The 12,626-nt window shown below is 66.2% G+C and carries 9 protein-coding genes, 1 tRNA gene and 2 pseudogenes; 10 read left to right on the forward strand and 2 right to left on the reverse strand.

Annotation, left to right across the window (positions count from 1 at the left end):
• Positions 1-3: 3 nt before the first annotated feature.
• Complete coding sequence (locus C7T91_RS14540) at positions 4-1,032, reverse strand: FAD-binding protein (RefSeq protein WP_108259876.1); 1,029 nt, start codon at positions 1,030-1,032, stop codon at positions 4-6.
• Positions 1,033-1,340: 308 nt separating this feature from the next.
• On the opposite strand from C7T91_RS14540, the gene C7T91_RS14545 reads away from it, so the two are divergent.
• The 10 genes and pseudogenes from C7T91_RS14545 (at position 1,341) to C7T91_RS14590 (ending at position 10,940) form a co-directional block, all read left to right on the forward strand.
• A tRNA-Leu gene (locus C7T91_RS14545) sits at positions 1,341-1,424 on the forward strand.
• Positions 1,425-2,187: 763 nt separating this feature from the next.
• Positions 2,188-2,763 (forward strand): annotated as a pseudogene (locus C7T91_RS35805) (transposase); the annotation flags it as partial.
• Between the two features lie 334 nt (positions 2,764-3,097).
• Complete coding sequence (gene glpD, locus C7T91_RS14555) at positions 3,098-4,678, forward strand: glycerol-3-phosphate dehydrogenase (protein WP_236638246.1); 1,581 nt, start codon at positions 3,098-3,100, stop codon at positions 4,676-4,678.
• 31 nt (positions 4,679-4,709) lie between these two features.
• A pseudogene (locus C7T91_RS14560) lies at positions 4,710-5,797 on the forward strand (ABC transporter ATP-binding protein).
• A gap of 13 nt (positions 5,798-5,810) precedes the next feature.
• Positions 5,811-6,884: an ABC transporter ATP-binding protein gene (locus tag C7T91_RS14565; RefSeq protein WP_108259879.1), complete on the forward strand. Its 1,074-nt coding sequence runs from the start codon at positions 5,811-5,813 to the stop codon at positions 6,882-6,884.
• Positions 6,885-6,932: 48 nt separating this feature from the next.
• Positions 6,933-7,802 carry a carbohydrate ABC transporter permease gene (locus C7T91_RS14570; RefSeq protein WP_108259880.1) on the forward strand — a complete coding sequence of 290 codons (870 nt, stop codon included), beginning with the start codon at positions 6,933-6,935 and terminating at the stop codon, positions 7,800-7,802.
• Between the two features lies 1 nt (position 7,803).
• Positions 7,804-8,649: a carbohydrate ABC transporter permease gene (locus C7T91_RS14575; protein ID WP_108259881.1), complete on the forward strand. Its 846-nt coding sequence runs from the start codon at positions 7,804-7,806 to the stop codon at positions 8,647-8,649.
• Positions 8,649-8,873: a DUF1413 domain-containing protein gene (locus C7T91_RS14580; RefSeq protein WP_108259882.1), complete on the forward strand. Its 225-nt coding sequence runs from the start codon at positions 8,649-8,651 to the stop codon at positions 8,871-8,873. The genes C7T91_RS14575 and C7T91_RS14580 overlap by 1 nt, the downstream gene beginning before the upstream one ends.
• Before the next feature lies 1 nt (position 8,874).
• Positions 8,875-9,150, forward strand: a complete 276-nt coding sequence (locus tag C7T91_RS14585) for a DUF2160 domain-containing protein (protein ID WP_108259883.1) — start codon at positions 8,875-8,877, stop codon at positions 9,148-9,150.
• A 71-nt stretch (positions 9,151-9,221) separates the two neighbouring features.
• Positions 9,222-10,940: an ABC transporter substrate-binding protein gene (locus C7T91_RS14590; protein ID WP_108259884.1), complete on the forward strand. Its 1,719-nt coding sequence runs from the start codon at positions 9,222-9,224 to the stop codon at positions 10,938-10,940.
• A 448-nt stretch (positions 10,941-11,388) separates the two neighbouring features.
• Here the strand turns inward: C7T91_RS14590 and C7T91_RS14595 are convergent, their stop codons facing one another.
• Positions 11,389-12,162 carry a 3-hydroxybutyrate dehydrogenase gene (locus C7T91_RS14595; RefSeq protein ID WP_108259885.1) on the reverse strand — a complete coding sequence of 258 codons (774 nt, stop codon included), beginning with the start codon at positions 12,160-12,162 and terminating at the stop codon, positions 11,389-11,391.
• Positions 12,163-12,626 lie beyond the last annotated feature (464 nt).

The following is a 12,626-nucleotide window of genomic DNA, read 5'->3' on the forward strand; positions in this document are numbered from 1 at the left end:
GCTTCAGAACCCTTCGACGATCTCGTTCTCGAGCGGTGCACGCCCGTCGATCAGCTCCTCGAGCTGGCGGATAAAGCGGATCATCTCGTCCGTGCCTTGGCCGCGGTTAACCAGGCAGTTCAGGGTCTTGTCCGAGAAAGGCTGCTTTTCGTAGTTGAAGTCGAAGCGCTCCAGAACGAGATCGTTCAGCCATTTGCGGTTCAATGGGCTTTCGCGGTGGAAGACTTTGTATTCGTAGCGGAACAGGTAGAACAATGCCGAGAACAGCTTGAACTTTTTGTCTCTGGCCGCCAACGCCCGGTAGGGCGAGCCCGAGAATATGCTGCCCAAATTCGGATACATGAAATCCTGATACTTGTGGCGCTTCGCGTGGAAGGTCTCCATCTCGTGGAAAATCTTCTGTGCGTCCCCGGGTTCGGCCCGGAAGGTGCACTGGGCCACGATGCCCGGGAATTCCCCCCGACGCAGCGCGGATGCGCGGTGCGTCAGGCCAAGCTCAGCTGCATCGACTTCTTCGACGCGGCCATCCGGGCGCACCGCAACAGCCGAGACCAGCCGGTCTTTCAGCTCGGTGCCATAGGCGCCCGCGTTCATGAAGATGCCGCCGCCGATCGTGCCCGGAATGCCCTCCAGCCCTTCGAACCCCGAGGCAGAGCTCCAAAGAGCCACGCGCGACAATTCCGGCATCATCACGCCGCATTCCGCAGTGATCGTAGCAGCCTGCGGATCATGGGCGATGCGGTCCAGCCCCATCGTCGATACGAGGACGGCATATTGCGCCTCGTCCCGGAACAACAGGTTGCTGGTGTTGCCGATAACCTTGAAGGCCTGCCCCGCACCGGCAAGAAGTTCCACTGTCTTGGCGAGTTCGCCGATCGATTTCGGCGAAACGATCAGGCCAGCCGTACCGCCGGTGCGCAGATAGCTGCGCTCGGCCAGGCGGACATTGTGTTCCAATGCGATTCCAGCTGCGCCAAGCGCAGCGGCCACATCCGTTTCGACCGGTTGCGACTCGATGTGCGTCTCAAGCATGGTGAGCCTCCTGCAAGACGGGATGATCTTCCTTAAGAGCCTGCAGTTCGCAGCGCAGGTACTCGCGCCCCGACGCCTGCAGCGCGGCAAGTCTGGGTTCAGCCGTCTCCCAGTCGACAGGCTCCCGGAGGCGGCGCCGGACCGTCGGCCGCAGGGGCGGAAGCGCGCAGCGCCCGTGCACCGGCGCCGCGGGCGCGTGCGGGAGCCGTGCCTGCCGCGTTGCACCCGTTGCACCCGCTCCCTGGTTTCGCCGTCATCGCTCGGGGCTTTACAGGCTGTTAACCATGTGCCAGCTAGCTCATCATTGTGCGGGCGTGGTGGAACGGTAGACACCGGGAACTTAAAATTCCCTGCCGCAAGGCGTGCGGGTTCGAGTCCCGCCGCCCGCACCAGCCGATCATGACGCGGCCCGCCTTCGTCGGAGCTGGCTGTCCGGGATGCCGCCGAAGTCCATGGGCTCCACCTCAGGGCAATGTTTCCTGTCGGCCGCTTCCGGCGAAACGGCGGCTCCGGTCCTGTGGCGGGTCAATTCCGGCCTTGGCCAGCCGGAAGCAGGCCGGTCTGCGCCCGCGTACATTGCCGACCTCAAGGCGCGGTCTCCGGCGCAGGTGTCTCTGCGATCGGAGCGGCAGGTCCCGGGATGCAGCCGGGCTGCGAGGCGCATCGTGTCGGCCGGACGGCCTTTCCTGCAATCGGATGGAGCGCTCTGCAGAGGCGGCAGGGTCATCGGGCAGGGAACGGCCGCCATTCCTTGGCGAGCGGCGCTCTCCGGGGCGCCGGGCGCAGCCTGGCATGGCTCCGGGTCCGGGCACACTGGCCTCGACTGGCGGATGTCCCCGCGAGGCCCGGACACGATCCGTCTTGTCATGCCGTCCGGGCGGGAAGGGCGCGCTTCGCGCTCATGCTGCACGGCCGATCCCATGGGCGCCGAGGCTCTGCGCGGTTTTCTTGATGGATGCAGGATCGCGGTGGCCTGCTGAGTGCCGCTTGGCTGCTGCCCTCGGCGGAAACGCTGCCGCTTCGCCTCCGGCACCGCGGTGCGCCGGTCTTCCGTCCGTCCGGGCAAGGGCGGCGCCCCGGGCTTGGCTGTTCGGGGCAGCGGGATGATGGCTGGGCCCGGGGCTGTCTCTGCGGGGGCGGTCCGGTTCGGTCTGCTTGGCGCGGCAGCAGCCGCATGGTGCGACGCGCAGGCGCGAATGGCGGAAGGTTCATCTGGCGCTGGACAGGGCCACGGGCGACATCCGCGCGGCCGAATTTGCCTCGGGCCGGCAGGGCGGCAGCCCGATCCTGCCGGAACGGCTGTCGCAGGTCCAGGCCGCAGAAAAGATCGACACCGTCACCGCCGATGGAGCCCATGACACCCTTCGCTGCCATGCGGCGATCCTCGCGCATGGAGCGGACCCGGTCATTCCGGTCCGCCGAAATGGGCGCGCCTGGAAGCCGGACTGCTCCGCCGCGATCTCACGAAACGAAATCCTGCGGGCGACGCGCTGTCCCGGGTGATCGATCTGGAAGAAATGGGCCGGCTGCCATGCGCGGCGTCGCGTCGAGGCCCGGGGGCGCCGCCTCAATCTCATCGGCGAACGGATCGTGTCACGGGACCCCGGCCGCCGGACCGCCGAAGCCCGGATCCGCATCATGCGCAGCTGCGCTCGGACCGGTGGCGCCTGCCGCTCATTCATGAACCGCTGCCCGGCCCTCGGACGAGCCGAGATCGAAGCCGCCGCCTGAAACCTGCGGGAAAAGGGACACTCGTTCTGTCGTCTGATTAACGCAACAAATCCCGCAGCGCAGGAACCGCGCGGGGGAGCGGAACGCCTGTCGCCAACCGGACCTCCCGGTCCTGCCCGGATCGTGATGACGCATGGGCCAGCCCGTCCCCGATGCCGATGGAAAGGTCCGATCCGGGGCAGCCAGGGCGGTATCTTCCCGCTGGCCTGGGAGACCATGTTCGCCGCGGCGCGGAAAGGCTCGCTTTCGGAAAAAGAGAAAAAAAAGGAAAATCATTGCTTGCGTCATAACGCGTTTTGACTATCCGTTGAGAGGAGCGGAGAGGGAGGCAGCCTTGGAGGAGACGCCCGGGACCGGAACGGTCGATCTTTTCGTGATCGGCGGCGGCATCAATGGCTGCGGGATCGCGCGCGACGCGGCCGGGCGCGGCCTGAGCGTGACGCTGGCCGAGATGGACGATCTCGCCTCGGCGACCTCCTCGGCCTCGACCAAGCTCTTCCATGGCGGGCTGCGCTATCTCGAGTTCTTCGAATTCCGCCTGGTCCGCGAGGCGCTGATCGAGCGCGAGGTTCTCTTGCGGGCCATGCCGCACATTTCCTGGCCGATGCGCTTCGTTCTGCCCTGGCATCCGGCGATGCGCTTCGACAGCCAGACGCCGACCTCGAAGCTGCTCTCGGCGGTGATGCCCTGGATGAAGGGGCGCCGTCCGTCCTGGCTGATCCGGCTCGGGCTGTTTCTCTACGACCATCTCGGCGGACGCAAGCTGCTGCCCGGGACGGCGACGCTGTCGCTCCTGGGCACGCCCGAGGGCGCGCCGCTGCAGGAGCGGTTCGAGCATGCCTATGAATATTCGGATTGCTGGATCGAGGATGCCCGGCTGGTCGCGCTGAACGCCCGCGACGCGGCGGCGCGCGGCGCGGCGGTGCTGACCCGGACCAAGGTGATCTCGGCCAGCCGGAGCGACGGGCTCTGGGAGGTGGAGACCGAGGACAGGGAGACCGGCGGGCGCCGGTCCCACAGCGCGCGGATGCTGGTCAATGCCGCCGGGCCCTGGGTCGGAGAGATCATCAAGGGCACGATCCGGCTGAACTCGTCCGACGGCGTCCGGCTGGTCCGCGGCAGCCATGTCGTCGTGCCGCGGCTGGCGGAACACGGCAAATGCTATTTCCTGCAGGGCGAGGACGGGCGGATCATCTTCGCCATTCCCTACGAGACCGATTTCACCCTGATCGGGACCACCGACAAGGACCATGCCGATCCCTCGCAGCGGCCGGTCTGCACCCCGGAGGAACAGGCCTACCTGCTGGACTTCGCCAACCGCTACTTCAAGCGCCAGCTGACCGATGCGGATGTCGTCTGGACCTATTCCGGCGTGCGGCCGCTCCATGACGACGGCGCGACAAGCGCGACGGCGACGACGCGGGACTACACGCTGAAGGTCGATGCCGGGGGCGGCGCGCCGGTGCTCAACGTCTTTGGCGGCAAGATCACCACCTATCGGCGGCTGGCGGAAAGCGCGCTGGAAAAGATCGGCGCGCATCTGCCGCTGGCCAAGGGCGCCTGGACCGCAGGGGTGCCGCTGCCGGGCGGCGATTTCCCCGTCGATGGCGTGCCGGATCTGGTGGCCGCGCTGAAGGCGGCGCATGGCTTCCTCGACGACCGCTGGGCGCTGCGGCTGGTGCGCGCCTATGGCACCGAGGCGGCGACAATCCTCGGGGACGCAACGTCATCGGAGGATCTGGGCCTGGATTTCGGCGCGAGCTTGACGGAAGCCGAAGTCCGGTGGCTGATGGAAAAGGAATACGCGCGCACCGCGGAGGATATCGCGTGGCGCCGGTCCAAGCTCGGGCTGCGTCTGACGGAAGAGCAGATGCAGGCGCTCGGGGCCTGGATGCAGGAGGAGCGCGCCGCCTGAGGGGGACGGCGCGGACATGGGAGGAGGACGGATGACGCTCGAACTTCGGGGCGTGTCCAGGATCGTGGAGGGACAGCTGCATGTCCATCCCACGGATCTGGTGCTTGAAAAAGGCACGATGAACGTGCTGCTGGGTCCGACCCTGTCGGGAAAGACCTCGCTGATGCGGCTGATGGCCGGGCTCGACGTGCCGAGCGTTGGACAGGTCATCTGGCAGGGCAAGGACGTCACCGGGATGCGGGTGCAGGACCGCGGCGTCGCCATGGTCTACCAGCAGTTCATCAACTACCCGTCGATGACCGTCTACGACAACATCGCTTCGCCGATGCGGCTTCTGGGGCTGTCGAAGCCCGAGATCGACCGCCGCGTGCGCGAGACTGCCGAGCTGATGAAGCTCGACGGGATGCTGGAGCGCCGCCCGCTGGAACTCTCGGGCGGGCAGCAGCAGCGCTGCGCGCTGGCGCGCGCGCTGGTCAAGGATGCCGGGCTGGTGCTGCTCGACGAGCCTCTGGCCAATCTCGACTACAAGCTGCGCGAGGAACTCAGGGTGGAGATACCGAAGATCTTCGAGGCGGCGGGCAGCATCTTCGTCTACGCCACCACCGAACCCGAGGAAGCGCTGCTGCTCGGCGGCAACGTTGCGACGCTCTGGGAGGGCCGCGTCACCCAGTTCGGGCCGACGCCGCGGGTCTACCGCTGCCCGGCCGATGCCACGACCGCGCGGGTCTTCTCCGATCCGCCGATGAATTTCCTGGCGGTGGCGAAGACGGGCGCCAGTCTCGCCTTTGGCGAGGGGCAGCAGCTGCCCGCCCCGGAGGCGCTGGCCGAGCTGCCCGACGGCCGCTACATGGCCGGGTTCCGCGCCAACCATCTGGAAATCCGGCAGCACCGGCCCGAGGCGCTGCGCTTCACCGCCGGGCTTGCGGTGACCGAGCTGACCGGGTCGGAGACCTTCGTGCATCTCGACCATCACGGCGACCGCTGGGTCGGGCTGATCCACGGCGTCCACGACCTGGAGATGGCTCGAGCCTCGATGTCTGGCTCGACCCGCGCCATGTCTACATCTTCGGCGAGGACGGGGCGCTGGTGGCGCCGGCCGCCTACGCGGCGGCCGCCTGAGGAGGACCGGACCATGGCACGCATCACGCTCGACAATCTCGCCCACAGCTACCAGTCAAACCCGCAAACCGAGGACGACTATGCCCTGAAGGAGCTGAACCATGTCTGGGAGGACGGCGCCGCCTATGCGCTGCTGGGCTCCTCGGGCTGCGGGAAATCCACGCTCCTGAACATCATCTCGGGGCTGCTGCAGCCGTCGCAGGGGCGGATCCTGTTCGACGACCGCGACGTGACCCATGCCGCCACGGCCGAGCGCAACATCGCGCAGGTCTTCCAGTTCCCGGTGGTCTACGACACGATGACGGTGCACGACAACCTGGCCTTCCCGCTGAGGAACCGCGGCCGCGACGAGGCCTATGTCGCCGAGCGCGTGGGCGAGATCGCCCGGATGATCGGCATGGAGCACATGCTGAAGCGCAAGGCGCGCGGCCTGACCGCCGATGCCAAGCAGAAGATCAGCCTCGGCCGCGGCATGGTCAGGAAGGACGTCAACGCACTGCTGTTCGACGAGCCGCTGACCGTGATCGACCCGCACATGAAATGGGAGCTCAGGACCCAGCTGAAGAAGCTGCACCACGAATTCGGCCACACGATGATCTATGTCACCCATGACCAGACCGAGGCGCTGACCTTCGCCGACAAGGTGGTGGTGATGTATGACGGCCGGGTGGTGCAGATCGGCACGCCCGAGGAGCTGTTCGAGCGGCCCGAGCATACCTTCGTCGGCTATTTCATCGGCTCGCCCGGCATGAACCTGCTGCCTGCCGAGGTCGAGGGCAATGTCGCCCATGTCCATGGCGCGGCGGTGCCGCTCGGCCGGGGCTATGGCCCGCTCTCCGGCAAGGTGGAGCTTGGCATCCGCCCGGAATTCGCCCGGCTCAGCCGCGACGAGGGCCTGCCGGTGCAGATCCGCCGGGTGGAGGATGTCGGCCGCCACAAGATCATCCGCACCGAGCTGTTCGGGCAGGAATTCAACGTGATCGCGGGCGAGGACGAGACGGTCGGCGCCGACATGGCGCGGGTCGCCTTCGATCCCGCGCATGTCAATGTCTATGCCGATGGTTGGCGGGTCGCCGGCGCGGCCTGAGCCGCGGCAAACGAGGTCCGGGGCGGGGAGGCTCCGGGGGAGGAAGAGATGAACAAGACGCTGAACAACAAGGCGTGGTTCCTTGTGCTGCCGGTGCTGGTGCTGGTCGCCTTCTCGGCGGTGATCCCGCTGATGACGGTGGTCAACTATTCGGTGCAGGACACGTTCGGGAACAACCAGTTCTTCTGGGCCGGTCTCGAATGGTTCGAGGAGATGCTGCACGAGGACCGGATGTGGAACGCGCTCAGGCGGCAGCTGATCTTCTCGGCGGTCATCCTGGCCATCGAGGTGCCTCTGGGCGTCTTCGTCGCGCTGAACATGCCGAAATCGGGCGCCTGGTCCAGCTTCTGCCTCGTGACCATGTCGCTGCCGCTCCTGATCCCGTGGAACGTGGTCGGCACGATCTGGCAGATCTTCGGGCGGGTCGATATCGGCCTGCTGGGCCACACGCTCGCCGCCATGGGCATCGACTACAACTACACGCAGGACACCATCGCCGCCTGGGTGACGATCATCGTCATGGATGTCTGGCACTGGACCTCGCTGGTGGCGCTCTTGGCCTTCGCCGGGCTGAAATCCATCCCCGATGCGTATTACCAGGCGGCACGGATCGACCAGGCCAGCCGCTGGAAGGTGTTCCGCTACATCGAGCTGCCGAAGATGGCCGGCGTGCTGATGATCGCTATCCTGCTGCGCTTCATGGACAGCTTCATGATCTATACCGAGCCCTTCGTGGTCACCGGCGGCGGGCCGGGCAACGCGACGACGCTGCTGTCCATCGACCTCGTGAAGATGGCGCTGGGGCAGTTCGATCTGGGTCCGGCGGCGGCCTTCTCGCTGATGTACTTCCTGGTGATCCTGGCGATCAGCTGGGTCTTCTACACGGTGATGACAAATCTCGACAAGAAGGGGATGTGAGATGCCCGACGCGACCGCCGCCCCCGCCCGCAAGGCGCCGCGCATCCGGGTGAACCGCAGCGCCCTCGTGATGGCGGCCTATCTGATCTTCCTGATGCTGCCGCTCTACTGGCTGCTGAACATGAGCCTGAAGACCAATGCCGAGATCCTCGGCGACTTCACGCTGTTCCCGCGCAACCTGACCTTCCAGAACTACGTGACGATCTTCACCGACCCGGCCTGGTACATGGGCTACGTGAATTCGCTGATCTACGTGGTGATGAACACGGTGATCTCGCTCGCCGTGGCGCTGCCGGCGGCCTATGCGTTCTCGCGCTATCACTTCATGGGCGACAAGCACCTGTTCTTCTGGCTGCTGACCAACCGGATGGCCCCGCCGGCGGTCTTCGCGCTGCCGTTCTTCCAGCTCTATTCCTCGGTCGGGCTCTTCGACACGCATATCGCCGTGGCGCTGGCGCATTGCCTGTTCAACGTGCCGCTGGCGGTCTGGATCCTCGAGGGCTTCATGCGCGGCGTGCCGAAGGAGATCGACGAGACGGCTTATATCGACGGCTACGGCTTCGGCGCGTTCTTCGTGAAGATCTTCATGCCCCTGATCGCGAGCGGAATCGGCGTCGCCGCGTTCTTCTGCTTCATGTTCTCCTGGGTGGAGCTGCTGCTGAGCCGCACCCTGACCACGGTCGATGCGAAGCCCATCGCAGCGATCATGACGAGGACGCAAGGCGCCTCGGGCATCGACTGGGGGCTGCTGGCCGCGGCAGGCATCCTGACGATCATTCCGGGCGCGCTGGTGATCTGGTTCGTCCGCAACTACATCGCCAAGGGCTTCGCCCTGGGGAGGGTGTGATGACCGCGACCGACCGCAGCCTCATCGCCGCCGCCCTGGCCGCGCGCCGGGCGGGCGAATTCCGCCTGCCCGAGCTTCTTGCCGACTGGGACGGGAGGCCCATCGGCGAGAAGGTCCGGCTCGGCAACGATTTCCTGCGCGAGGTGCGCAAGGGCGCCTTTGCCGGCATCCGCGACACCGGCCGCAAGACGGCGGGCGGGCATATCTACCGGAAGGAGGGCTGACATGGCCTGGATGGCATGGACCTGGCCGACGGCGATCTTCTTCCTGGTGATCGCGGGCCTGCTGGCGGTGTTCACGGTGCTGGCGATCAAGTTCCCCGAGACCCCGCGGGTCGGCATCCTGCGCACCGAGACGACGCGCGGCGACCGGCTCTTCATCACGCTCCTGGGCTCGGCCTTCATCAACCTCGCCTGGCTGGGGCTGATCGGCCCGGAGACCCAGCCCTGGGCGCTGGCGGTCTGCCTCGTCTACGCGGCGGCGGTGTTCCGCTGGGTCTGAACCGGGCGCAGACCCGGACGGCAGAAACAACCAAGAACAACGAAACTGGAAAGTACCAAAGGGAGGAAACCATGAACTTGAGGAACACGACAGCCCTCGCGCTGGCCCTCGGCCTGGCGGCCCCGGCCGCCTTCGCCGACATGGATGCGGCCAGGGCGTTTCTCGACGCCGAGATCGGCGATCTCAGCACGCTGAGCCGCGCCGACCAGGAGGCCGAGATGCAGTGGTTCATCGACGCTGCCAAGCCCTTCGCGGGCATGGACATCAAGGTAGTCTCGGAAACCATCACCACGCATGAATACGAGGCCCAGGTGCTGGCCAAGGCGTTCAGCGAGATCACCGGCATCAACCTGACCCATGACCTGATCGGCGAAGGCGATGTCGTCGAGAAGCTGCAGACCCAGATGCAGTCGGGCGAGAACATCTATGACGCCTATATCAACGACTCCGACCTGATCGGCACCCACTGGCGCTACCAGCAGGCGCGCAACCTGACCGACTGGATGGCGAACGAGGGCGCGGACGTGACCTCGCCGACGCTGGACCTCGCGGATTTCATCGGCACCCAGTTCACCACGGCGCCGGACGGCAAGCTCTACCAGCTCCCGGACCAGCAATTCGCCAACCTCTACTGGTTCCGCTACGACTGGTTCAACGACGAGAAGAACCGGGCCGATTTCAAGGAGAAATACGGCTACGATCTCGGCGTTCCGGTGAACTGGTCCGCCTACGAGGACATCGCCGAGTTCTTCACCGGCCGCGACATGTCGCATATGGGCGTGACCGGCGAAGTCTACGGCAACATGGATTACGGCAAGAAGGACCCGAGCCTCGGCTGGCGCTATACCGATGCCTGGCTGTCGATGGCGGGCGTCGGATCGAAGGGCGAGCCGAACGGCCTGCCGGTCGACGAATGGGGCATCCGGGTGAACGAGAACTCCCAGCCGGTCGGCTCCTGCGTCGCGCGCGGCGGCGCCACCAACGGCCCGGCGGCGGTCTATGCCGTGACCAAGGCGATCGACTGGCTGCAGAACTACGCTCCGCCCGCGGCGGCCGGCATGACCTTCTCCGAGGCTGGCCCGGTCCCGGCGCAGGGCAATGTCGCCCAGCAGATGTTCTGGTACACCGCCTTCACCGCCGACATGGTGGGCGACGGCGCCGATGCGGTGCTGGACGATGACGGCATGCCGAAATGGCGGATGGCCCCCTCGCCGCACGGCGTCTACTGGGAGGACGGCACCAAGATCGGCTATCAGGACGTGGGCTCCTGGACGCTGATGAAATCGACCCCCGAGGAGCGCGCCAAGGCGGCCTGGCTCTATGCCCAGTTCGTCACCTCGAAGACCGTGGACGTCAAGAAGGCGCATACCGGTCTGACCTTCATCCGCGAGTCCACCATCCAGCACGAGAGCTTCACCGAGCGCGCGCCGAAGCTGGGCGGCCTCGTCGAGTTCTACCGCTCGCCCGCCCGCGTGGCCTGGTCGCCCACCGGCACCAACGTGCCTGACTATCCGAAGCTGGCGCAGCTCTGGTGGCAGAACATCGGCGATGCCATGTCCGGCGCGAAGACGCCGCAGGAGGCGCTCGACGCGCTCTGCGCGGATCAGGAGCGGGTGATGGAGCGTCTCGAGCGCGCCGGCATCCAGGGCGATATCGGTCCGATGCTCAACGAGGAGCAGGATCCGGAAGTCTGGCTGGCCGAGGCCGGTTCTCCGAAGGCGAAGCTCGCCGACGAGGAGGAAGAGCCCAAGACCATCGCCTATGACGACCTGATCAAGTCCTGGCAGTAGGCGCGATGCGCGGCCCGGCGGCGCCGGGCCGGGTGGCCTTCGCGGCCGGGCCCTCCGCGGCGCATCCTCGGCGCGGTCGCGCACCACCGCATCGGCCAGCCGCAGCACGTCGTCGAGCGGTCCCGGCAGTTCGCCCGGCACGGCGGTCAGGTAGTCGCGGATCAGGCTTTCGCGCAGCCCGGCCGCCTTGGCGCGGGCGATCTCGTTCTCGATGCAATCCGCCGAGCCCGCCGCCATCGCACCGCGGATCCGCGCCAAATGGTAGGCCTCCGGCGGCACGTCCTGGTTCGGATCGACGAAATCGAGGAATTTCTTGTAGCGCAGCAGCAGCCGCGTCTTGGTCCCGGCAATCCGCCGGACATGGGGAAAGCCCACGCCGAGCCTCGCCTCGGCGCGGGCAATCACCGCACGGGTCAGGGCGCCGAACACGGCGCCCCTCCGCAAGCGATCACAGCGCGGTCCAGCCGCCATCCACCGAGATGGTGGTGCCGGTGATCTGCTCCGCCGCCGGCGAGCACAGGAAAAGCACCGTGCCGCCGAGCTGTTCGACGGTGGCGAATTCCTTGGAGGGCTGGCGTTCCAGCAGGACCTTCTCGATCACCTCCTCCTTGGACATGTTGTATTCCTTCATCGTGTCCGGGATCTGCGCCTCGACCAGCGGGGTCAGCACGTAGCCCGGGCAGATCGCGTTGGCGGTGATCGGCTCGCGCGCGGTTTCCAGCGCCACCACCTTGGTCATCCCGACCACGCCGTGCTTGGCGGCAACATAGGCGGATTTGTAGGGCGAGGCGGTCAGGCCGTGCGCCGAGGCGATGTTGACCACCCGGCCCCAGCCCGCCTTGCGCATCATCGGCAGCGCGGCCGCCGTGGTGTGGAAGGCCGAGTTCAGGTTGATCGCGATGATCGCGTTCCACTTGTCGACCGGGAACTGGTCGATCGGCGCGACGTTCTGGATGCCAGCATTGTTCACCAGGATGTCGCAGGCACCGGCCTTTTCGATCAGCGCGCGGCACTCGTCGCCATTGGACATGTCGGCCTTGATGTAGCGCGCCGTCACGCCGTGCTCGCTGCCGAGCTTCTCGGCCAGCGCATGATCCTCGTCGCGGTCGGTGAAGGAGTTCAGGACCACGTTGATCCCCGCCTTCGCCAGTTCCGTTGCAACCCCCAGCCCGATTCCGGAATTCGATCCGGTGACGACAGCTGTCTTGCCCGCCAGAGTCATGTCGGTACTCCCCTTGTGATGCCCCAGAACCTAAATGCTGCAGCCGCGAAGGCCAGACAAATCATGCGGCGCCGCGCGGTTTTCCCGAAAATGCCGCGCCCTGCGCTTGCGCCCCGGCCGGAGCCGGGCGGCGGGAGTGATTCTCGCGCAGGGGCAAGCGCGGCGGATCGGATAAATCACCGCACCCCGCGAGGGAATGTCGCTTTGGGCCTTGATTTCTTGGGGTCTGCGGACAAAAAAAGACGCCGGCACAAGGCCGACGTCAAGTCATTGAGGCAGGTTTCATACAGGCAAGAAACCTATCGAGCAGTGCCTTATATATAGTCCCAACAGGGCGCCTATCCAACCCCAAAGTTTCAGAATCCGTGCATATCTGCTACTCAGGGCCCAAACAAAACCAGAGCAGGAACAAGATTTTGACATATCGCGCAGGATGGACCGGCTGGCTGCTGGCCGCACTTCTG

The sequence above is a fragment of the Mangrovicoccus ximenensis genome, from assembly GCF_003056725.1.
In the GTDB taxonomy this organism is placed as follows: domain Bacteria; phylum Pseudomonadota; class Alphaproteobacteria; order Rhodobacterales; family Rhodobacteraceae; genus Mangrovicoccus; species Mangrovicoccus ximenensis.